The 22,105-nt window shown below is 67.0% G+C and carries 18 protein-coding genes; 4 read left to right on the top strand and 14 right to left on the bottom strand.

Annotation, left to right across the window (positions count from 1 at the left end):
- Nucleotides 1-71: 71 nt before the first annotated feature.
- Together BCUN_RS12550 and BCUN_RS05660 are read left to right on the top strand one after the other, a co-directional pair.
- Nucleotides 72-368, top strand: a complete 297-nt coding sequence (locus tag BCUN_RS12550) for a hypothetical protein (protein ID WP_033517803.1) — start codon at nt 72-74, stop codon at nt 366-368.
- Nucleotides 365-1,843 (top strand): PGAP1-like alpha/beta domain-containing protein, encoded by a 1,479-nt coding sequence (locus tag BCUN_RS05660; protein ID WP_033517804.1) that lies wholly within the window; start codon nt 365-367, stop codon nt 1,841-1,843. The genes BCUN_RS12550 and BCUN_RS05660 overlap by 4 nt, the downstream gene beginning before the upstream one ends.
- A 58-nt stretch (nt 1,844-1,901) precedes the next feature.
- Here BCUN_RS05660 and BCUN_RS05655 read toward each other — a convergent pair whose 3' ends face one another.
- From BCUN_RS05655 to BCUN_RS05615, 9 genes are all read right to left on the bottom strand, one after another.
- Entirely contained in the window at nt 1,902-2,183 is a 282-nt protein-coding gene (locus BCUN_RS05655; RefSeq protein WP_033517806.1) for an HU family DNA-binding protein, read from the bottom strand.
- A 164-nt stretch (nt 2,184-2,347) separates the two neighbouring features.
- Entirely contained in the window at nt 2,348-4,795 is a 2,448-nt protein-coding gene (locus BCUN_RS05650) for a lysylphosphatidylglycerol synthase transmembrane domain-containing protein (RefSeq protein ID WP_033517808.1), read from the bottom strand.
- 97 nt (nt 4,796-4,892) lie between these two features.
- Nucleotides 4,893-6,335 (bottom strand): adenylosuccinate lyase, encoded by a 1,443-nt coding sequence (purB, locus tag BCUN_RS05645; protein WP_033517810.1) that lies wholly within the window; start codon nt 6,333-6,335, stop codon nt 4,893-4,895.
- 44 nt (nt 6,336-6,379) lie between these two features.
- The gene (locus tag BCUN_RS05640; RefSeq protein ID WP_033517812.1) at nt 6,380-7,816 is read right to left on the bottom strand and encodes a proteasome accessory factor PafA2 family protein; all 1,437 of its coding nucleotides are present in this window, start codon (nt 7,814-7,816) and stop codon (nt 6,380-6,382) included.
- Nucleotides 7,816-8,013, bottom strand: a complete 198-nt coding sequence (locus BCUN_RS12765) for a ubiquitin-like protein Pup (protein WP_033517814.1) — start codon at nt 8,011-8,013, stop codon at nt 7,816-7,818. Before BCUN_RS12765 ends, BCUN_RS05640 begins: the two co-directional genes overlap by 1 nt.
- 23 nt (nt 8,014-8,036) lie before the next feature.
- The gene (locus tag BCUN_RS05630; RefSeq protein WP_034258460.1) at nt 8,037-8,900 is read right to left on the bottom strand and encodes an inositol monophosphatase family protein; all 864 of its coding nucleotides are present in this window, start codon (nt 8,898-8,900) and stop codon (nt 8,037-8,039) included.
- 147 nt (nt 8,901-9,047) lie between these two features.
- A complete protein-coding gene (gene dop / locus BCUN_RS05625; RefSeq protein ID WP_033515869.1) occupies nt 9,048-10,634 on the bottom strand; it encodes a depupylase/deamidase Dop in 1,587 nt (528 codons plus the stop codon).
- Nucleotides 10,631-12,172, bottom strand: coding sequence for a proteasome ATPase (gene arc, locus BCUN_RS05620; protein WP_033515867.1), 1,542 nt, complete (start codon nt 12,170-12,172; stop codon nt 10,631-10,633). The genes dop and arc overlap by 4 nt, the downstream gene beginning before the upstream one ends.
- 85 nt (nt 12,173-12,257) lie before the next feature.
- Nucleotides 12,258-12,992 (bottom strand): DedA family protein, encoded by a 735-nt coding sequence (locus BCUN_RS05615; RefSeq protein ID WP_051920853.1) that lies wholly within the window; start codon nt 12,990-12,992, stop codon nt 12,258-12,260.
- Nucleotides 12,993-13,030: 38 nt separating this feature from the next.
- Here BCUN_RS05615 and serB point away from each other — a divergent pair, with 38 nt between their 5' ends.
- Nucleotides 13,031-13,714, top strand: a complete 684-nt coding sequence (serB, locus tag BCUN_RS05610; RefSeq protein WP_033515865.1) for a phosphoserine phosphatase SerB — start codon at nt 13,031-13,033, stop codon at nt 13,712-13,714.
- Between the two features lie 4 nt (nt 13,715-13,718).
- On the opposite strand, the gene fmt is transcribed toward serB, so the two are convergent.
- The 5 genes from fmt to rpoZ all read right to left on the bottom strand — a co-directional run bounded on the left by fmt (nt 13,719) and on the right by rpoZ (nt 20,041).
- A complete protein-coding gene (gene fmt, locus BCUN_RS05605; protein WP_033515863.1) occupies nt 13,719-14,687 on the bottom strand; it encodes a methionyl-tRNA formyltransferase in 969 nt (322 codons plus the stop codon).
- 100 nt (nt 14,688-14,787) lie between these two features.
- Entirely contained in the window at nt 14,788-16,989 is a 2,202-nt protein-coding gene (locus BCUN_RS05600) for a primosomal protein N' (protein WP_033515862.1), read from the bottom strand.
- Nucleotides 16,990-17,066: 77 nt separating this feature from the next.
- Nucleotides 17,067-18,350, bottom strand: coding sequence for a class I SAM-dependent methyltransferase (locus BCUN_RS05595; RefSeq protein ID WP_033515861.1), 1,284 nt, complete (start codon nt 18,348-18,350; stop codon nt 17,067-17,069).
- Nucleotides 18,351-18,483: 133 nt separating this feature from the next.
- On the bottom strand, nt 18,484-19,710 hold the full coding sequence (gene metK / locus BCUN_RS05590) for a methionine adenosyltransferase (RefSeq protein WP_033515860.1): 1,227 nt from the start codon (nt 19,708-19,710) through the stop codon (nt 18,484-18,486).
- 46 nt (nt 19,711-19,756) lie between these two features.
- A complete protein-coding gene (gene rpoZ, locus BCUN_RS05585; protein ID WP_033515859.1) occupies nt 19,757-20,041 on the bottom strand; it encodes a DNA-directed RNA polymerase subunit omega in 285 nt (94 codons plus the stop codon).
- 165 nt (nt 20,042-20,206) lie between these two features.
- On the opposite strand from rpoZ, the gene ilvD reads away from it, so the two are divergent.
- A complete protein-coding gene (ilvD, locus tag BCUN_RS05580) occupies nt 20,207-22,066 on the top strand; it encodes a dihydroxy-acid dehydratase (protein ID WP_033515876.1) in 1,860 nt (619 codons plus the stop codon).
- The last annotated feature ends 39 nt before the right edge of the window (nt 22,067-22,105 follow it).

The raw sequence follows: 22,105 nt of genomic DNA, 5'->3' as shown, positions 1-22,105 counted from the left end.
TCCGACGGCCGTCCGACCACAATGCCCCTGGCGGCTTGCCTTCCCATGGGCCCATGCGCTTGCATGGGCCCATGACCAATTCATTGCCCGCGATCATGCCCGGCCCCGGACCGGGCTTCTCGCTCAACCCCTGTTCGTGCGCACCGGAGCGCACCACCTACGGCGACGCCCTGCGCATGGCCATGCGTTCCAGCGCGGATGCCAACGCACGACTCCGTGCCCTCCATGCCGCCATGGCACTGGAGACATGGCAGGGGCGCGCAGCCGAGCTGTTCCGTACCCGGCTGGCCACGTTGCTGGCCCAAGGGGATACCCACGACGGCACGGCCCTCCAGGACGGGAACGCCAACCTCGCGGTGCTGTCATGAACGTCCAGGTCAGTGCCACCGTGGTCGGCGGACGCATGAGTGCCGCCACCCGCGAAGCGTATGCCTGGGCCCACGAGGCCCTCGATGACGCCGCCCGGGCGTTCCGCTCGGCCAGCCTGGGCTGGCAGACCGCCGCTACACGGTGCATAGCGGTCCAGCAGGCCGCCCTGTGCTGCGCCCAGCACCTGCCGGGACTCGGCGCCGCATTCGATCCGCGTCTCCACGTCGACCGCTGTACGGAATGCCACACGCAGGCGATGCAGCTGGCAGATGAATGCGCGCGTCTCGCCGACCTGGTGGCCCGGGCCTCCGGCATCTATGCCCAAGCCGAACAGGATGCGCTGGCCCTGGCCAGCCAAGGCATACAGGCCGTCACAGTCCTCTCCCCCATACGCTCCACGGTGGCCCTGGTCTCCGGCATGGTGGTCGGCGGCATCGTGGAAGGCGTGCGCACCGGATCGTCGTTCTCCTTCACCGGCGCCTCGCGCGCCACCGCCAGGTTCCAGGAGGGGACCATTGCGGGACTCGGCACTGTCTTCGCGGGCACGGGAACGCCGTGGGGTAGCAGCCGGAGCCGCCTCAACCAAGGCATATCCGACATGGCCCGGACCACTGGTGCCGTCAACGACATGATGCAGGGCAACCGGCTGACGGTCCGCAAGGTCGACACCGCCGCCCATCCCGTGCCGGCGGCCGCCGGCATCGGCGACGCGTTGCATGGCCTGCGCCTGCTGGGCGAGGCGAATGCGCGCCAGGATGACGGACTTTCCTATGCCACCATCGCCATATCACGCTATGAGCGCCAGGACGGATCCTCGTCATGGCTGGTCACCATTCCCGGCACCGACGGACAGGCGAATTCCCCATTCGGTTGGGAACAGAACCTCGAGGCCATGAGCTCCGACGCGGACCAACGCCGGCAGGCGGACAGCGTACGCATGGTCACCGAGGCCATGCGGCAAGCAGGCATCGGACAGGATGACCCCGTCGTCCTGGTCGGACATTCGCAGGGAGGCATCGTGGCCGCCGCCATCGCCTCGGACTGCACGCAGGAGTTCCACGTCGACCACGTCGTCACCGCGGGTTCCCCCATCGCCGGGCACCCCATCACGGCATCGTGGGTCACCAGCGTGGAGATGGAGGACGAGCTCGTGGCAGCCTTGGATGGTGCCGCCAACCCGGCGACCGATACATGGCTCACCGTACGCGGCCGTGTGACCGACAGCACCGCTGCCGCCCAGGATCGTCTTCTGGCCGGCAGCATCGTGCCCGATGCCGTCGGCACTGCCGAGTTCACCCACAACCTCAAGTACCATGAAGCCGCCTGGCGCAATGCCGACGACCTGGGATCGCCGGCATTGCGGGAGCACGACGACCATGTACGGGACACCTTGGCAGGCACCTACCAAGGCACCACCTACTGGCAGGGACGCATCAGCCAGGGACAGGCAGCGGATGCCGCCGATTCCCCATGACAACGGAAGGGGCCCCGCACATGCGGGGCCCCTTCCGTCCGGGTTCAGCCGAGGAGTGTCACTCGGTGACGGCCTTCTTCAGCAGGGAACCGGCGGAGATGCGCACACCGTAGGTCGCGGGGATCTCGATGGTCTCGCCGGTACGCGGGTTGCGACCGGTGCGGGCGGCACGCTTGACGCGCTCAGCGGAGAACAGGCCGGTGAGCTTCAGGCCTTCGCCGGACTTCATGGCCTCGACGAACACTTCCTGGAATGCGTTGACGGCTGCCTCAGCCTGTGCCTTGGTCAGGTGGGACTTCTGAGCGATCTTCGTGACGAGATCAGACTTGTTGTATGCCATGTGAGCATCCTTCTTGATTCAGGGGTTGATCCTACTTACGCGGGTCAACCACACGTTCAGTTATGAATCTTAGCGCACAACACACCGAAACGCCGCCATTTTTCGCGGTTTTCCCGAGTTTTTTCGCCCTTGGCGCCCATTTTCCGCGCATCGGGCGGCGAAAATCAGATGAGGTTGTGCCGATTGAGCCATTGCATGGCGAGCGCTCCCACCGGGATGCGCAGCCAATAGAAGGCGATGCGGTACAGCAGGGTGGCCGAGACCGCGATGGTGGAAGGGACGCCCACTGCGGTGAAGGTCACCGACAGGGCCGCCTCGACCGCCCCCAGGCCGCCGGGCGTCGGTACCGCCGAACCCAGCGTGTTGGCCAGCAGGAAGATGAAGGTGACCTGGATGGGGTTCATCGAGTATCCGAAGGCCAGCAGCGCCGCCCAGAAACCGAAACCGGTGGCGAGGTTGAGCAGGAGCGAGCCGACGCTGGACAACAGCAGCTCGCGCGGCTGGGTCAGCGTCTCCAGCAGGCTGCGTGCATACGACTTGACCAATGGCAGGTAGGTGTCGGTGACCTTCCTGCGCACCGGCGGGATGGCCATGGCCACGGAGACCACCAGGGCGACGCCGGCGACCACCAGGATGAGGGTGTTCACGGGGATCATGCCCGACAGGGCGTTCTTGCCGGAGAACAGGCCGATGAGCAGCAGCAACAACACGGTGATGACGGCCTGCACGGCCAGCACGGCGCTCATGATGGCCGTGGCGACCGTGTTGCGGTAACCGGACTTGCGCAGGAACTGCAGGTTGACGAAGGCGGGGCCGATGCCGGCGGGCATGGAGACCGCCGTGAAACCGGCAGCCATCTGCGAGCACAGCAGTCCCAGGGGGTTGCGCTTGTCACGGTCCATGAAGCCGCCCAGCGAGACGGCCGCGCCCACCCATGCCAGGAAGCTGAAGCCGAGGCAGGCGATCGCCATCCACACGTTCGCATCGCGGATGGCCTTGACCATCTCGTTGGGATTGAGCTGGGTGAACACGACTGCCACGGCCACGACGAGCAGGGCCAGTGCGAAGAAGGAACGCAGGCTGAACCGCGAGAGCGTGACCTGCTCGAGTGATTCGCTGACCTCCTCCGGAGCCATGGCGCCCATGGCACGGCGCAACTGTTCGAGCAACTGCTTGTTCCATCCCGGCAACGCACGCGTGTCCGCGGGGACGGCGACCTTCTGCACGAAGGGAATGAGGTTGATGACCGTTTCCTTGCCCCACACACGGCTCGCCAGTTCCACCGTGCGGTCCACGCCGACGGTCGCTGCGAAGAGCGCGAGCATCTGGACCTTGTCCAGGGCGAGGTTGGCGGCGCTGCTGGCGAAGTCGCCGTTCTGCCAGCCCGCCAGGAAAGGCTGTCCCAAGGAGGTGCGCGCCATCGCCTCGGGGGTGATCCTGCGGTGGGTGAAGCCGCGGCGGTGCGCCTTGGCCAGGTATGCGAGGAAACCGGTGACCGTCTCCTCGTCGAAAGTGTCCGGCAGGCACGCCACGGGCCGCGGCTCGGCGTCGAGCACCAGAATGGAGGATTCGCCGGTGTCAGCGACCCCGTAGGCCACCGGGGCGGGCAAGCCCAGGGACCGCAGCCCGTTGATCATGGCGTAGTGGTGGTGGTTCGCGGTGACGGCGGAACGGTCGTGTCGCACTGCCACGCCGCTGAGACGCACCAGCTGCCACAGCTGGTTGAGGTACCCGGTGAGGTGCACCTGGTTGTCGAGCACCGAAACCACGAAACGCCGTCCGTCCTCGTCCTCGAGTTCGTAGATGCGCGAATTCTCGATGAGATCGTCCTCCAGCGAGGCGGCCAGCACGTCGTCCGCATCCTCACGGTAGATGCGCTTGAGCGCATGTGGCGCCAATCCGATGGTGCGCAACGCCTGGACGACCTGTTCGCCCCAGGCGCCGGTGTTCTGCGTGCCGATCGCGAAGCGCAGGACAAGGCCGACGATGCGCCCGATGCAGATGGAGACGACGACGCCGACGACGGAGTTCCAGGAGAGGATGATGAGGAGCATGGCGCCGATGACCAGGATGTTCCATCCCCATTTGATCGCGGAACGGGTGCGCCGCGGACCGGCTACGGTGAGGAAGGCGGCAATCGCCGCATAGAAGTCAGGCAGGAGCCCCGCACCGATGTGGGTACTGCCCGACCACAGCGCGGACAGGAGCAGTGGGTTGCCGCTCCCGCTCAACAGCAGCGAGACGCCCCACGCACAGGCGAAGCCAAGGAGGAGCGCCCCTACTGCACATGCCGACTGCAGCCACTCCTTGTGGACGAGCAGCTGGACGAGCACGCTGACGGTGACGGAGAGGACAACCAGCTGCTGCAGCAGGGACGAGGGGATGTCCACCAGCCATTCGAAGACGCCTGCCGCGGAACGGGCATCACTTTCGACGCCGAAGGTGATGCCTCGCAGGTAGATGGCGAAGAGGATGACCACGATGGCGAGGATCAGGGCCATGGCCGCATGAACCAAGTCGGAGAACACGCGGGTGCGTCGGGGGACGATGTCCGCGACCAGGACGCCGTCCCGGCTGTCAGGTGGCGCCGTTTCCGCCTGCTTCTTGCTCATCGATGCCCTTCCGTGAGAATCGAACGTCTTGGCCGGGTCCGGGCCCGGCCAAGGACGGTTATGACTCACCCATTGTAGGGCATGGCACGCATGGGCGTCAGCGCATGAACGAGACCAGGTCCGCGGCCGCGCCGACGTAGCCGGACGGGGTGAGCGCCTTGAGTCGTGCCGCGGTCTGTTCGTCGAAAGCCAAGGAATCGATGAACTCCTCCACGTCCTCACGGCCGATGCGCTTGCCGCGCATCAGTTCCTTGACCTTCTCGTAGGGTTGCTCCATGCCCGGCAGTCCGGCGAGCTCGCAGGCGCGCATGGCGGTCTGGATCGGCTCGCCGAGCACCTCCCAGTTGGCATCGAGCTCGGCGCGCATGGCCTGCTCGTCGGGGTGGATGGAGTTCAGGCCTCCCAGCAGGTTGTTGAGGGCAAGCACGGCGTACCCCAGTGCGGAGCCGATGTTGCGCTGCGTGGTCGAATCGGTCAGGTCGCGCTGCCAGCGGGACTCCACCAAGGTGGCGGACAGCGTGTCGAGCAGGGAACAGGACAGCTCGAGGTTCGCCTCGGCGTTCTCGAAGCGGATCGGGTTGACCTTATGCGGCATCGTGGACGAACCGGTGGCACCCTTGACGGGCACCTGCACGAAGACGCCACGGGAGATGTACATCCAGATGTCCACGCACAGGTTGTGCAGGATGCGGTTGGTGTGGCTGATGGTCCCGTACAGTTCGGCCTGCCAATCATGGGACTCGATCTGTGTGGTCAGCGGGTTCCAGTCCAGGCCCATGCGTTCGGTGACGAAGACACGGGAGACCTCGGTCCAGTCGACGTCCGGGCATGCCGCCAGGTGGGCGCCGAAGGTGCCGGTGGCGCCGTTGATCTTGCCCAGGTATTCCTGGTTCTTGACGTGCCTGACCTGGCGTCCCAGACGGTAGACGTACACGGCCAGCTCCTTGCCCAAGGTGGTCGGGGTGGCCGGCTGGCCGTGGGTCAGCGACAGCAGGGGCAGTTCACGGTATTCGTCCGCACGGATGGTCAGCGTCTCCACGATGGACTCGGCGTCCGGCAGCCAGACCTGCTCGATGGCGTTCTTGACGCACCGTGCAGTGGAAAGGTTATTGATGTCCTCGGAGGTGCAAGCGAAGTGCACCAGGGTCTTGAGGCCGCTGAGCTGGGTGGGGCGTCCCAGTGCCTCGGCCGCGCGGTCGAGTTCGTCGTCGATGTAGTATTCCACGGCCTTGACGTCGTGGTGGGTGACGGCCTCGTGGGCGGCATGCCGTGCGATGCCTTCCGCGCCGAACCGCTCGGGGATGGCACGCAGGTAGGCCTGCTCCTCCTCGTCCAGCGGCCGCACGCCGGGCACCAGGGGCTGCCAGCCGTTGCCGGCATATCCGTTGGCCAGCATGACCATCCATTCGACTTCGACGCGCATGCGTTCGCGGTTCAGTGCGGGTTCGCTGAGGAATTCCACGAGCCGGGCGGTCTGCGCATGGTAGCGGCCATCGAGCGGGGTGAGTGCGATTGCGGGGGAAATGTCGGTAAGCTTCATGGGCACGAGGATACCGAATCGTGTGAACGGACGGGTCGGCCGTCTCACGTCTCGCACGTGGCAGGCAATGCTGCGAGGCGGTCCAGCAATGCACGGCACTGCGCGTCGCCGCGGTCGTCGAAGGGGTCGAGCAGCGTGACGGATTGCCTGAAGGGTTCCTGGACATGCAGCGCCGTCCAGTCGCAGGAGAAGCGTGCCCGGGCACGCCGGGCCTCCTGCACGAAGCGTCCGCGCAGCACCGCACGGGTGCGTCGCGGCGGCTCGTGCACGGCGCGCTCGAGCTCGTCCGCACCGGCCAGGGTGCGCATGCGGCCATGGGCCAGCAAGGATTCGTACAACGCGCCATTGGCCACGTCGTGGTAATCCAGGTCGAGCTGGCGCACCTGGGCCTCGCTGAGGTGGCGTCGCTTCCGGATGCCCTCGATCGTCACGCGCTTGCACGCCCAGTCCACGACGTGCGCGAGCGCCGGAAGGTCCCGGTCCGCCAGGAGTCCCAGCACCCAGCGCCATTGGCCGAGCACACCGTCGAAGTCATGGCCGTCCACCAGGGGATGTCGTGCGGCGAAGTTCTCCACGACGTCCAGGATGCGCAGCTGCAGCTCCAAGGCGGTTGCGTGGGACCCGTCGGCCAGTCCGAGCTGAGCGTCGGGACCCTGGGCATCCACGGCCAGGTTGGCGGTGATCGGGTCGGCCAGGGCGATGCCCTCGAGTCCGTTGGCCTCCCCGGTGCGGGCGCTCCATTCCATGGCGCACAGCACGTAGTGCGTGGTGGCGGCTTTCATCATGGTGGCCCACTGCGACCGGTTGGAATCGCCGATGATCACGTGGAGCCGACGGAAGGAGTCGGGGTCGGCATGGGGTTCGTCCCGGGTGTTGACCATGGGACGCGAACGCGTGGTCGCCGAGGAGACCGTCTCGTCCACCACGCCGGCACGCTGGGTATAGGTCCATGCACGGCCGTCGGTGTGCCCGGCACCGGTGTAGATTTGGCGGCTGATGAGGAAGGGCAGCAACTGCGTCTCGATGGCCTTGAGGGGGACCCTGCGGCGCACCAGGTAGTTCTCGTGGCATCCGCAGGAATTGCCAGCACTGTCGAGGTTGTTCTTGAACACGTGGATGCGCGCCTGGGGATGGTCGCGGTGCAGGCGTTCCTGGGCCTCGAGTGCCATGGCGCGCATGATGAGCTCGCCCGCACCGTCGCAGACCATCATGTCGCGCGGGGTGCGCGCCTCGGCGGTGGCGACCTCCGGGTGTGCCCCCACGTCCAGGTAGAGGCGCGACCCGTTGTCCACGTATGTGTTGGTGGAGCGTTCGGAACGCACCATCGGCTGGAACATCAGCATGGCGACCTGCGCGGCGTCGATCCGTGCGCCGCTGACGGAGATGCCGTATTCGGTCTCGAGACCGAAGATGCGCGCGGTGTCGTCACGATGGGCGGCGGGACCGGCCAGCCGGTTGCCGCTGTCGTGCAGCTGCGGCATCACTGGCCGCCTTTCTGCACGAACCCGCGCACGTAGTCCTCGGCGTTGGTCTCGAGCACCGCCGACAGGTCGTCGAGGATGTCGTCGAGGTCGTCGACGCTGTCCCGGGCCTCATCGGCAGCCTGCATCCGCAGCTGTTCCTGGTCCTGGGTCGGTTCGTGGTGCATGCCCTGCATGCTGGGGCGTTCCTGCGGCATGGGATTTCCTTTCCGGGCGCCCCTCAGGCGTCCTCGTGTTCCATACGCGCCAATTCATCCAGCAGGTAGGGACGCAGTTCATCGTAGACCAGTCCGTTGGAGGCGACGATGTCGTTCTCCTGGCGCCAGTAGATGGTGCCGCCCGCCCAGTCGCACAGCTTGCCCTGTGCCTCCCAGATGACCACGGCGCCGGCGGACATGGCCGGGACGTCCCATTGGTGCAGGTGCGGCTCGAAATAGGCGTCATAGGTGCCGTCCGCCACCTTGCACAGGTCGAGGGACGCCGGGCCGATGCGCTTGATGTCGGCGGGCCGTCCCGCGAGCCGGTACACGACGTCCAGGGCCTGCTGCGCGTCCTCGGGCTTGAAGGACATGCCGAACGCGACCACGGAGCCGTCCAGCTTCGTGGTGGTCGACGGCATGATCTTCTCACGCTTCTCCCCCAGCGGGGTGCGCCGGATGCGGATGGCCCCCTGGCCGCGGGCCGCCAGGTAGGTCAGGGCCAGGGCGGGCACGTGCACGATGCCGATGATGGGTTGCGCCGAGCCGTGCTCGTTGAACTCGAAGAGCGAGATGGTCACGGCCCATTCCGCCATGTTGCGCGAGTAGTTGATCACGCCGTCGATACCGCCGATGCACCAGTACCGGCTGCCGGGCGCGCCGTGCTCGGGTCGGTCCTCCCACCGGCCCTGGAAACCGTCGACGTAGGTGAGGCGGTTGTAGATGAACTGTGCCAGCCGGTGGTCCACGTCCAGGCCCCGCGAATAGTCGCGGGACCCGATGTCCAGCGCGCCCAGGTCCTTGGGCGTGATCTGGTCGTTGAGCGCATGTTTGCCGGCGTCCTGTGCGATGCTCGCTGCCTGCATCGCAAGTTCGCGTAGTTCCATGGTTCCTGCTCGTTTCTGTCCGTAGGACGTCTGTGCGGCGCAAGATGAGCGCCATCGTGCAATCGTCTCCAAGGCTCCACTATAGACGCATCGATAGGAAATGGCACGTTGGAGACTGCTGGTGAGACAACGTTTGCAGCGGCTTGGTCACCGTGGGACGCCGCCGAGGGCCCGCACCAGGTGCCACAGGTCGGCGGCTTGTGCCACGGCTTCCGCGCACTCGGGCTCCGTCCAGCGCAGCGGGTCATCCATGTCCAGCAACCAACGACGTCCCCGGCTGTCCGGCTCGGTGGTGATGCGCGTCCAGGACACGGCATGCACCTGGGGCGCGAAACGTCCGATGGCCTGTCCGCGCAACCAGGCACGCGTGTCCACGGGGGCATCCACGGAGGCCTGGGCCACGTCGCCCTCGCTCGAGGTGCGCTCGGTACGCGCGGCCAGGCGGGTGAAGAGCGACGTTGCCGGATCCAGGTCTGCCCATGCCAGGTCGACGGCCTGCATCCGCGGGTCGGCGCACGCTTGTTCCATGGGCTTGTCGGCCATCTTTCGCCGGCGCAGACGGTCGAGCACCTGCCATTTGAGCAGCCATTCCACCCGACCGGCCTCGTTGGCGAGGCCATGCCATCGGTCCCGTGGCGTATGCCGGATGGTCGCCACGTCCACCAGGGCCTGGCGCCACATCGCCATGACGGAGCGCGTCGCACGGTCCGGCCATTGCGGCTCCCCGCGTGTATCGGTGCCGTGGATGACCGCAGCGGCCTCGTGGACCAACGACATGAGCCGCACCTGCAACTGCCATGCGGTGGCTGCCGTGCCGTCGGCGAGCGCCAGAGACGTCGACAGGGTCAGGTCGTGGGACACCTCATGCATCGCGGCGACCGGGTCGTCCAGGACCACTTGCCGGACGATCGACCCGAGGTCCATGCCCGCCTGTTCCGCGTGCTCGCACAGCCACAGCACCATGCTGGTCGTGCCGAGCTTGAGGACGCGCGGAACGTCCATGCGGTTGGCGTCGCCGACGATGACGTGGAGGCGACGGTATGCCTCGGGGGCATGGGGTTCGTCCCGGGTGTTCACGATGGGTCGGTCGAAGGTGGTCTGCAGCCCGACCTTCATGTGGAAGTAGTCAGCCCGCTGGCTCAGCTGGTAGCCGGGACGTTCGCTGCGCTCCCCCAGCCCGACGCGTCCCGCACCCGCGTAGGTCTGCCGGGTGGCGAAGTGGGTCATGAGCACCTGGCTGAGCGGATCGAAGGGGACGGCACGGTCCATGAGGTAGTTCTCATGGGTGCCCCAACTGGCCCCCTTGCCGTCCACGTTCGTACGGTAGAGCCGCACCCGGTCTTTTCCCTCCTGCATGCCGCGGACCGCCTGCATCATGAGCAGGTCACCGGCACTGTCATAGGCGACCGCGTCGAAGGGGTCACGGGTCTCCGGCGCGCTGTATTCGGGGTGGGCATGGTCCACGTAGATGCGTCCGCCGTTGGGGGCGAGCACATTGGTCACCTGTGCCTGGGGGGCGTCGGTGAGCATGTCCGTACGGGCGTTGGCGCGGGGAAGGCGCATGCCCCGCAGGTCGTTGACGGGGTCCTCGGGCGCATAGTCCCAGCGAATGTGTGCTGTCGCCGGGGTGCTGGCCGCCGCCACCACGTCGAAGGACCATTGCACGGGATTGCCACCGGGCGCCCCTTGGACGCCGTATTCCGTCTCCGTTCCCATGATGCGTCGTACGCTCATGCCTCCCAGTCCTTTCGCTCCGCGACGCGCAAGTGGCGCATGCGCCCGTTGCCGATGCCGTTGATGCGGGCCCACTGCCCCGCGTCCACGTCCGCCAGGGTGTCACGCATGGACCGGCATTCCGCCTCCACGGCGCCGGTGATGAATCCCCGGTCCACGCACACGTCGTCCCCATGGTCGATGGAGGCCTTGACGGCTTGCGTCTTGGCCCGGTCCACGATGTTGCGCACCATGGCGCCGCTCATCACGTCCGCCAGGTACAGGGGAGACCAGGTGTCGTCCTCGTCGCGCATCCGGGCCAGGAGGCGACGTGGCTCGCGCGCATAGGCGTCATCCACGAGCGCGTCCACCAGGGTGGCGGCGTCGGGGGTCAGCGGCAGCCGGTCTGTCAGGTAGCGCGATGCGATGGCACGTGCCGCACCGGCGTCGGGGCGTGCCACGTGCACGAGCATGTCGAGCCGTCCGGGACGCAGCACTGCCGGGTCGATCATGTCCACCCGGTTGGAGGCGCCGATCACCATCACGTTGTCCAGGCGCTCCATGCCGTCGAGCTCGGCGAGGAACTGCGGCACGATGGTCGTCTCCACGTCGGAGGAGATGCCCGATCCGCGGGTGCGCAGCAGGGAGTCCATCTCATCGATGAACACGATGACCGGATGCCCCTCGCCGGCACGTTCGCGTGCACGGGCGAAGAGGCGCCGGATCAGTCGCTCCGACTCCCCCACGTACTTGTTGAGCAGTTCGGGGCCTTTTACCGACAGGAACACACCGCGGCCGCCGTCCCACTGGGCGAGGGCGTGCGCCACCGCCTTGGCGATGAGGGTCTTGCCGTTGCCCGGGGGTCCGTACAGCAGGATGCCCTTGGGTGCCGCCAGGTCGTAGCGGGCGTAGAGCGCACGGTGGGTGAAGGGCAGCTGCACGGCGTCGCGGATGGCGTCGATCTGCGCGTCGAGGCCGCCGATGTCTGCGAAGGAAATGTCCGGCGTCTCCTCCAGCAGCAGGTCCTTGTCGTCCTGGACGGGCAGCGTCTGCAGGGCGAAGCGGCCTCCCGCATCCACCAGCACGCGGTCCGTCACGCGTATGCGCGCAGTGCGCAGGTCACGGGTACGGTCCACCAGCTGTTGTGTACCCGTGGTGTCGCGCACCAGCAGGCGTCCGTCGTCGAGGACGTCGTCGACGGTGCGCACCACCCCATGCCGCTCCCCCTCGGCGGTGCCCACGAGCACGAGGTTCTCGTTGAGCGTGACGGTCATGCCGGGGGCGAGGCGGGACGCCTGCACACGCGGGTCGACGGCCACGAGGATGCGTCGGTTGCCGGAGACGACCTCGGCACGTGCCTGCTGGACGCCATGGTCGTCCGTGGTGCACCGGTCGAGGCGCAGCATGGTGGCGAAGGTCAGCGGCGGGACGGTGAATCGCTCCAGCTGCCCCTTGGCCTTCGCCAGTTCCTCGGTCGCCCGCGTCAACGCCTTGGCGAGCGCGTGGTTGCGTGACCGCAGCTGGTCGTTCTCCTCGGCCAGGGTGCGCGAATCATCCATGGGATCTCCTTGGTGTGTCGTGTCCTGTTGCGGGACGGAAAAAGCCGGACGGCACGTACATCGTACGCATGCCGTCCGGCTGACTTCAACGCTCATTCGCGCCGGTGCCATCGTACTGCGCTTGCCGTGTCTCGCGGCGTTCGCGTACCAAATTGCGAACCCAGTGCACCGCGAAGCACACGACGGCGATGGCGAAGGCGGCGATGACCACGTCCTCGAAGACGTTGAGCACCCCGAGGATGGAGCACCATTGGTCACCGAGCAGGTAGCCGGCGGTCACCAGCACGCTGTTCCATACGGCCGACCCCAAGAAGGTCCACAGCGAGAACTGCAGGAAGTTCATGCGGTTGAAGCCGGCGGGGATGGAGATGAGGGAGCGTACGACGGGGATGATGCGGCCGAGGAGCACGGACCAGCTGCCGTACCTGTTGAACCATTGGTCCGCCTTGTCCACGTCCTTGCGGGCGACGCCGGGCAGGTAGTCGACCGCCTTGTGGATGCGGTGCAGCCCCACCCACCTGGCGATGCCGTAGAGTGCCCAGGCACCGAGGAGCGAGCCGACGGTCGCCCAGATGACGGCAGCGGCCAGCGACATGCTGCCGCGCGCCGCGGTGAAGCCGGCGAGAGGCAGGATGATCTCGCTGGGGATGGGCGGGAAGATGGATTCCAGGGCGATGGCCAGGGCCACCCCGAAGCCGCCGATGTGCTCCATGAGCGTGATGAGCCATGCGGTCATGGAACCGATGATGCCATCGGAGCCGGTGGCGCATTCCAGCTGCTGGGTCACGGGGGCCTGTACGAGAATGGTGGAAAAGGTCATGATGGTCATTGTCCCAATGTTTTTCGACAATCGGAAGCATGAGCTCCCAGTTTTTTCAAGTTCTTGACGAGTTGCCCTCCCTGCGCCGTCCCGGCCTGCTGGTGATGGACGTGGATTCCACCCTCATCGACGAGGAGGTCATCGACGAGCTGGGTGCCGCCGCGGGCCTTGGGGCACGCATCGCCTCCATCACGGCACGTGCCATGAACGGCGAGCTCGATTTCGCGCAGGCGCTCGAGGCACGGGTGGCGTTGCTGAAGGGGTTGCCGCTGTCCGTGTTCGACGACGTCTACCGGTCCCTGCATTTCACGGACGGCGCCCTGCAGCTCATCGACATCCTGCACGAAAACGGCTGGAAGGTGGGCGTCGTCTCCGGCGGTTTCCACGAAATCGTGGACCGTCTCGCCGTCGACGCCGGCCTCGACTACCGAATCGCCAACCGCCTTGGCCGCGACGAGGGGAGCGGCACCCTGACCGGCACCGTGGACGGCCCCATCGTGACCAAGGATGTCAAGCTGCAGGCGCTGCGCCAGTGGGCCGGCGACAACGGCATCGACATGGCGCAGACCGTGGCCGTCGGCGACGGCGCCAACGACCTGCCGATGATCGACGCGGCCGGCCTGGGCATCGCGTTCTGTGCCAAGCCTGCGGTCCGTGCCGTCGCGCCGCACGCCATCGAGACACGCGACCTCATGCAGGTATTGGCGTACCTGCGTCACTGAGCCGTCAGTCCAGGAAGGCGTTGTCCGCCAGCCTGGCTCCCCTCGCCCACTGGTCCGCGGTCATCTCCTTCTTGCCCTGCGGCTTGACGAGAAGCAGCTCCAGCGGGTCGCTCTTCGTGCCGACCCACACATGGTGCTTGTCCACGGCGAGTGCACCCGGCTTGAGGCCATGCGACACCTGGTCGTCCTCGGGGGAGGTCGGGGCGGCCTTCGCCACGTGCAACACGGTGGACTGGCCATCGTCGCCGTCGTGGTGCAGGAAGCACCAGGCACCCGGGTTCGGCGTGCAGGCACGCACCTGACGGTCGAGGGCGAAGGCGGGCACGTCGAAGCGCATGTGTGCATCCTCATGACTGATCTTGGCGGCGACCTCGTAGACGCCTTCCGGCTGGTCGACCGGCGTGACCTGCCCTTCCTCCCAGGCGTTGAGCGATGCGGCCAACAGGTGCGCGCCGTCCTCGGCGAGGCGCCCCAGGAGCTCGCCAGCGCTCTCGTGCGCGCCGATGCGCGTCGTGGACTGTGCCAGGACCGGACCGGTGTCCATGCCGGCGGTCAGCTTGAAGACCGACGTGCCGGTCAGTGCCTCCCCCGCCCAGATGGCACGCTGCACCGGTGCGGCACCGCGCCATTGCGGCAGCAACGAGAAATGCAGGTTGACCCACCCCATCGGCAAGGCGTCCAGGACCTTCTGGCGCAGGATGCGCCCATAGGCGACCACCACGCCGACCTGGGCCCCGGTGGCCTGCAATGCCGCCGGGAAGGTGTCCTCGCGCGGATCGCATTCCATGACCGGCAGGTCCAGTTCCAGGGCGGCCTGCTTGACCGGGCTGGGCGTGAGCTTGCGGCCGCGGCCCGCGGGGGCGTCGGGATTGGTCAACACGGCCACCACCTCGAAATGCTCATGGTCATGCGCCAACATGCGCAGCGACGGGACTGCCGTCTCGGGGGTGCCGGCAAACAATACGCGTAACATCCATGCTCTCCTTCTGATGCTTGGGTCCATCCCATCCTAATGGCACCGGCTGCCGTGGACGCCTTTGTTCGCTCTGGCAACAGCCGGCGCGCAGGTTCTCCTACAGCAGGTCCTTGGGATCCACCATGAAGCGCAGCTCGCCGCCTTCGCGGGCGGCCACATGGCGTGCCACGGCGGTGCGCAACCTCACCGCGAGCTCACCACGCCGTTCCAGGGGCACCAGGACGACTGCCTTCACCCGGTCGCCCATCTCCTCAAGTTCTCGCGCGTCCACCGTCGGCCCCGGCGGGAAGGGCACGGGGCCGAGCACGGCCGGTATGGGCTGGCCGTCGTGCTCGATCGTGGCCCAGTCGCCTTCCAGGACGCCGATCTCGTGCAACGCGTGCGCCACGGCGTCCCGGCGTCCCCACACGCGGGCGGCGCCCACGGTCGGGGGCAGCATGGCCTCACGGCGATCCTGCAGTTCGGCCTGGGCGAGCACGCGCGCGTCCCAGGTCATGAGCGATCGGGCGATCAGCGGGTCGGTCTCCCCGCACAGCAGCCCCTGGCCGCCGTCGGTGCGCGACGCACACAGGGACATGGCACGCATCCAGTTGCGCAACACGTCGATGCGCGCATCGATGCGCTGCTCGTACAGGCTCGTCCAGGCGTCCAGGATGGCGACCGCACGGTAGGCGCCGCCGCGCACCCGCGGTTCGGCGCCGGGGGCGGCGACCACGATCAGCGGCGCGTCCTGCACCTGCTCCACCACGCCCTGCGGCTGGTGTTTGCCGGACACCAGGATGGGGATGCCGCGGAACAGTCCCTGGAGTTCCTGGACGGTGCCGGCAGCGCCCACCCTGATGACGCGGAAGCGGTCGCCGCCGCACTGCCGGCAATGCCAGCCCACGGCCCCGGCGCCGCACCATCGGCACCGTGGCGCGGTGCCGGGAGCGACGCGTTCCAGCGGGCCGCTGCAGCGCAGGCACCGCGCCTGCCGGAGGCATTGCGCGCAACTGAGCGACTCGGTGATGCCGTCCTCGGGAATGGAGAGCAACACGGGGCCCGATTGCAAGGCGCGGGACAGCACGCGCACTGCCGTATGGGGCACGCGGGCCCCGATGCTCGGATCGGCCAGGCGCGCCAGCTCGTTGCGGTTGAGCCAGCGGATCGGCGGCACGGCGGCACGCGTGGCGTCGACGGGTGGATGGAAGGCAGTGCTGGGACCCGCCACGGGCGGTTCGCATCCGGTCCGGGCAGACGCCTCCCATTCGCTGAGCACGCTCCTCGCCTGCCCGAGCGCCAGGAAGGTGCCTTCGTGCAGGCTGGCCCGCAGACGGCATACGCCGCGCGCATTCGCATAGGGCATGAAACCGTCCGCATATTGATAGGCGTCATCGTCCATGACGGCGAACAAGGCACGTCCGGACACCGGCGCATACATGGCGCTGCGGGTGCCGATCACGCACTTGACCTGGCCGTTGGTGACCGCATAGTAGGCACGGTAACGCTCGGCCGGCGTGGTGGTGGCGGACAGGACCGCCACGTCTCCCCCGTACGGTGAGTCCGTGTCGTCGCCCGTCGGCGCAAAGGCGGTCAGGCCGCATGTGTTGAGGACATGCATGAGGTCCCAGGTCTCGCGCATGCCGGGCAGTATGGCGACGGCTGTCTTCCCCGACGCCAGTGCGCGGCACATGGCGTAGGCCAGGCAACGCAACGGTGCGGTCCCGGGCAAGGTGTCCAGGACCAACGAGCGGAATCCTTCCGTCTGGATGGCTTCGGCCAGGGCATGGGCATGCTCGACTGCGCGCGCCAGGAACGGCCCCAGCTGCGTGCAGGCCTGCGCACTGCGCTCGCGCAGGTCGACGGCACAGGAACCGCGGTCCTGCGCCGCCTCGATCCTGGCCACACGAGTGGGGACCGCCACACGGACGATATTGGCGCGGGTGCCGCCGTAGGCGTCAGCGACGGCGGTGATGTCACGGCGCATCTGGTCGTGCACCACCACCGGGGACAGGACCCGCTCCACGTAGCGCAGGGTGTGCGAGGAGGATTCGGGCCGTTCGGCCCGTTCCCAGATGATGCCGGTGACCCGCTGGGCACCGAAGCGCACGCGTACCAGGCATCCCGGCTGGGCGGCCTCCGACTGTCTCGCGTCGACCAGGTAGTCGAAGGGCTGGCCCAGGTGGGTGGCCTGCACATCCAGCACCACCCGCGCGATGGGCAGCGTGGCGGCCGGTACCCGTTGCGCCTTGCGCCGGGGCTTGCGTTTGCGTTCTGCCATGCCGTCGAAGGCCGGCTGCATCACCTCGTCATCTTCCATGGTGCCGCCCAGTGTACAAACACGGCCCGGCAAAACGGCACGCAGGGTGCCGTTTTGCCGGGCCGTCGAGCCGTGGCTCAGTGCCGGGGCCACCAGGGGCGCAGCGGATAGGTGCCGGTGCCGTCCGCATCCGGCTTGATGGCCAGGAACTGGTGGACCTGGATGTGGTTCATCTCGAAGTTCACCGCGCAGCCGGCCATGTACAGGCCCCACAGCCGCGCCTTGGGCTCCCCGACCATGGACACGGCCTCGTCCCAGTGCGCGGCAAGGTTCTCGTTCCAGTGGTGCAGGGTCATGGCGTAGTGCTGGCGCAGGTTCTCCTGGTTGATCACCTCGAAGCCGCAGTCCTGGATGGTCATCTCGATCTCCGCCGGGCTGGACAGCTCGCCGTCGGGGAAGATGTAGCGGTCGATGAACAGGCCGGCCTTCTTGCCCTGGTTCGAGTTGCAGCGGGTGATCTGGTGGTTGAGCAGCATCGCGCCGGGCTTGAGCTTGGCGTAGATCTCCTGGAAATAGGCAGGGTAATGCTTATGGCCTACGTGTTCCATCATGCCGATCGAGCAGATGCCGTCGAAGTCCCCTTCGGGCACGTCACGGTAATCCATGAGGCGAATCTCGGCGAGGTCGTCGAGCCCTTCGTCGTGGATCCAGCGCTGTCCCCATTCGACCTGCTCCTCGGACAGGGTCACGCCCAGGACCTTGATGCCGCGCTTGGCCGCCGCGATTTCCATGGAGCCCCAGCCGCATCCGATGTCCAGCAGGCGCTGTCCGGACTGCAGGCCGAGCTTGTCCAGCACCAGGTCGAGCTTGTTGCGCTGGGCCTGTTCGAGCGTGGTGTCAGGCGAGTCGAACACCGCGCAGGTGTAGGTCATGGACGGTCCCAGGAACAATGCGTAGAAGTCGTTGGACTGGTCGTAGTGGTAGCTGACGGTGGCGGAGTCCCCCGCCTTGGTGTGGGGCAGAAGCCCCTCGCTGATGCGGCGCATCTTGCCCGGCCCCTCGATGGAGGGAGGTTCGGGACGCTTCCAGCCGTGGGAGGCGACGGATGCCAGCGCACGCGCCAGTTGGGCCGGGGATGGGGTGCGCAGGTAGGGCTTGACGGCCACCAGGCTCTTGAACAGTTCGTATGGGTTGCCGGGTACCAGCTGGGGCGAGTCGATGTCCCCCTGCAGGTAGGCGCGTGCCAGTCCGAGGTCGTTCGGGGAGTTGACCAGATAGTAGACTGCGCGCGAGTTGCGCACCTCGATCGTCAACGGTGCGTCTTCGCTGCCGTACGACGAACCGTCGAACGCAACGATGCGCAACGGTGCGTCCGGCTTGATGAACAGGGCCGCCATCTGTCCGACATTCATGGCTGTCATGGGGTCGCCTCCTTGTGTGTTCCGGTGTTCCTGCCAAGTCTAGGAGTCGGCGGGACCAGTGCCGTGCCATGCGTTCGCCGCAGGAAAAAGGCGCCGCACCCCGTCATGGGGTGCGGCGCCACTGTCCGGTGCATCATTCGCCGTCTTCGGCGATGGCTTCCCTAAGTGCCTCGACGCGGTTCGTCGCTTCCCACGGGAAGTCGACATCGGTACGGCCGAAATGTCCGTAGGCGGCGGTCTTCGCGTAGATGGGCCGCATCAGGTCGAGTTCGTCGACGATGGCGGCCGGCCGCAGGTCGAAAACGCGGCGGACGGCACGCTGGATGCGCTCGCGCGACATGCCGTCGGACTCAGTGCCATAGGTCTCCACGTTGATGCTCACCGGCTCGGCGACGCCGATAGCGTAGGCGACCTGCACCTCCACGCGATGTGCCAGGCCTGCGGCCACGATGTTCTTGGCCACCCATCGTGCGGCATAGGCGGCGGAACGGTCGACCTTGCTGGGGTCCTTGCCGGAGAAGGCGCCGCCGCCGTGGTGTGCGGCGCCGCCATAGGTGTCGACGATGATCTTGCGGCCGGTCAGGCCGGCGTCAGCGGCCGGGCCGCCCATGATGAAGGAACCGGTGGGATTGACCAGCACGCGGTAGTCGTCATGGCGGACCGCGTCGCCCAACACGTGATCGAGCACCGGCTCGATCACGTGCTCCTTGAGCTGTCCGCGCAGCCATTCCTGGGTCACGGCCGGATCGTGCTGCGTGGAGATGAGCACCGTGTCCACGCGCACCGGACGGGCGGCGTCGTCGTATTCGATGGTCACCTGCGTCTTGCCGTCCGGCCGCAGGTATGGCACTTCCTGCTGCTTGCGCACCTCGGTCAGGCGGTGCGCCAGACGGTGTGCCAGATGGATCGGCAGCGGCATGAGCACCTCGGTTTCGTCGCTGGCGTAGCCGAACATGACACCTTGGTCGCCGGCACCCTGCGCTTCGTAGCGTTCCTCGCGCGAGACGGCGCTTTCCTGGGCCGCGCTCAGGCGCGCCACGCCCTGATTGATCTCCGGGCTCTGCTCCGTCAGTGCCACGAGCACGCCGCAGGAGTCGGCGTCGAGGCCGACCTCCGAACTGGTGTAGCCGATGTCGCGCACCACGGAACGCACGATGTGCTGGATGTCTGAATATCCCTCACTGGTCACTTCGCCGAAGACCATGAACTGTCCGGTGGTCGCGCAGGTCTCCACGGCGACGTGCGAATGCGGGTCCTGCCGCAGCAGGTCGTCGAGGACGGCATCGGAGATCTGGTCGCAGATCTTGTCCGGGTGTCCTTCGGTGACGGATTCGGCGGAAATCAGCTTGCGCTCTGTCATGGGGCGATGCTCCTTGTGTTGCCGGTGCGGGGTTCGGTTCTGTCGGTCAGTTGCCTTCGGTCAGGTCGTCCTCGCCGAGGGTCTCCTCGAGCAGGCCTTCGTTGATCTCGCGGAAGGCGATGGACAGTGGCTTCTCCTGGCTCTGGTACTCGACCAGCGGGCCGACGTTCTGCAGCAGGCCCTCGTTGAGCTGCGTGAAGTAGGAGTTGATCTGGCGCGCGCGCTTGGCGGCGAAGATGGCAAGCGCGTACTTGGAGTCGGCGTGCTCCATGAGGTCGTCGATCGGCGGGTTCGCAAGTCCGGTGGGGGTGGGTTCGGTACCGAATGCCATGGTGGTGCCTCCAAAACATGTGCATGAACATTGTTTCCAGTCGACCCATGATACCGGGGGGACTGTACCGCGCAACCGCGCCGATTTGTGGGGATTTGTCAAATGTTTTCCAGCATGTGGCCCCGAGGCATGGATTTCCCGCGCCGTTCGGGTTGAATGGTTGCCATGGAAATGCGATCTGCGAAAATCATGAATGGACGTATCTTCGCCGGTGCCCGCGCACTCTACCGTGCGGCCGGCGTCGACGGCAAGGACTTCGGCAAGCCGATCGTCGCCATTGCCAACTCCTTCGACGAGTTCGTGCCCGGCCACGTGCACCTCAACAAGGTCGGCCGGCTGGTGTCCGAGGCCGTCAAGCAGGCGGGCGGCATCCCCCGCGAGTTCAACACCATGGCGGTGGACGACGGCATCGCGATGGGACACACGGGCATGCTCTACTCGCTGCCCAGCCGCGAGATCATCGCGGACACCGTGGAGTACCAGGTCAACGCGCACTGTGCGGACGCGCTGATCTGCATCTCGAACTGCGACAAGATCACGCCGGGCATGCTCATGGCGGCGCTGCGCCTGAACATCCCCACCGTCTTCGTCTCCGGCGGCCCGATGGAGGCCGGCACCACGGTGCTGCCCGACGGCACCGTCAAGGAGAACACCGACCTGATCGACGTGATGTATGCGTCGGCGGACGACACGATGACCGACGAGGACCTGCTCGCCTACGAGCGCACGGTGTGCCCCACCTGCGGTTCCTGCGCGGGCATGTTCACGGCGAACTCGATGAACTGCCTCAATGAGGCGATCGGCCTGGCACTGCCGGGCAACGGCACGGTGCTCGCCTCGCACGGCTACCGCAAGCGCCTCTTCGAGCGTGCCGCGCAGACCGTGGTGGACATCGCGAACCGCTACTACCAGGAGGACGACGAGAGCGTGCTGCCGCGGTCGATTGCCACGAAGCACGCCTTCGAGAACGCGATGACCATGGACGTGGCGATGGGCGGCTCCACCAATACGGTGCTGCACATCCTGGCGATGGCGCAGAGCGCGGACGTGGATTTCACGCTCGACGACATCGAGCGCATCTCGCACACGGTGCCGTGCATCTGCAAGGCGTCGCCCTCGGGCGAATGGGAGATCTCCGACGTGCACCGTGCCGGCGGCATCACCGGCATCCTGGGCGAGCTCGACCGTGCCGGCAAGCTGCACCGCGACGTGCATTCGGTGGATTACCCCTCCCTCGAGGCGAAGCTCGCCGACTGGGACATCATGCGCGACACGTGCACCCAGGAGGCGCAGGACTTCTTCAAGGCGGCACCGGGTGGCATCGTCTCCCCCGAGCCGTGGACGCACGAGACCACCTTCGAGGAGCTCGACCGCGACCGCGAGCACGGTGCGATCCATGACATCGACCATCCGGCGGTCACCGAGGGCGGCCTGGCGGTGTTGCGCGGCAACCTCGCTCCCGACGGCTGCGTGGTGAAGACGGCCGGCGTGCCCAAGGAAATCTGGAAGTTCCGCGGGCCGGCGCTCGTGGTAGAGTCCCAGGAGCAGGCCATCGAGGTGATCCTCAACGACACCCTCAAGCCGGGCCAGGCGCTCATCATCCGCTACGAAGGCCCCAAGGGCGGCCCGGGCATGCAGGAGATGCTCTACCCCACGTCCTTCGTCAAGGGCAAGGGCATCGGCAAGGAAGTGGCGTTGATCACCGACGGCCGCTACTCGGGTGGCTCCTCCGGCCTGTCGATCGGCCATGTGGCGCCCGAGGCTGCCAGCGGCGGCCCGATCGCGCTGGTGGAGAACGGTGACGTCATCGACATCGACATCCCCAACCGCACCATCAACGTGGAGCTGAGCGACGAGGAACTCGCCGAACGCCGCCGCAAGCTCGAAGCCGGCGACGGCTACGTGGCGCACCGTGACCGCGTGGTCAGCCAGGCCCTCAAGGCCTTCGCCGCCTTCGCGCGTTCCGCCGACAAGGGCGCCACCCGCGACCCGGAGCTCATCAACCGCCTCTCCGGCCTCGCCTGATTTTTCCCCTTTGTCTGGCTTTTCGTGTCACAACCACAC

It is taken from the genome of Bifidobacterium cuniculi, from assembly GCF_000741575.1.
GTDB classification, from domain to species: Bacteria; Actinomycetota; Actinomycetes; order Actinomycetales; family Bifidobacteriaceae; genus Bifidobacterium; species Bifidobacterium cuniculi.
The sequence above is the reverse complement of the archived record's forward strand: the minus strand, read 5'-3'. Positions and strand labels throughout refer to the sequence as shown.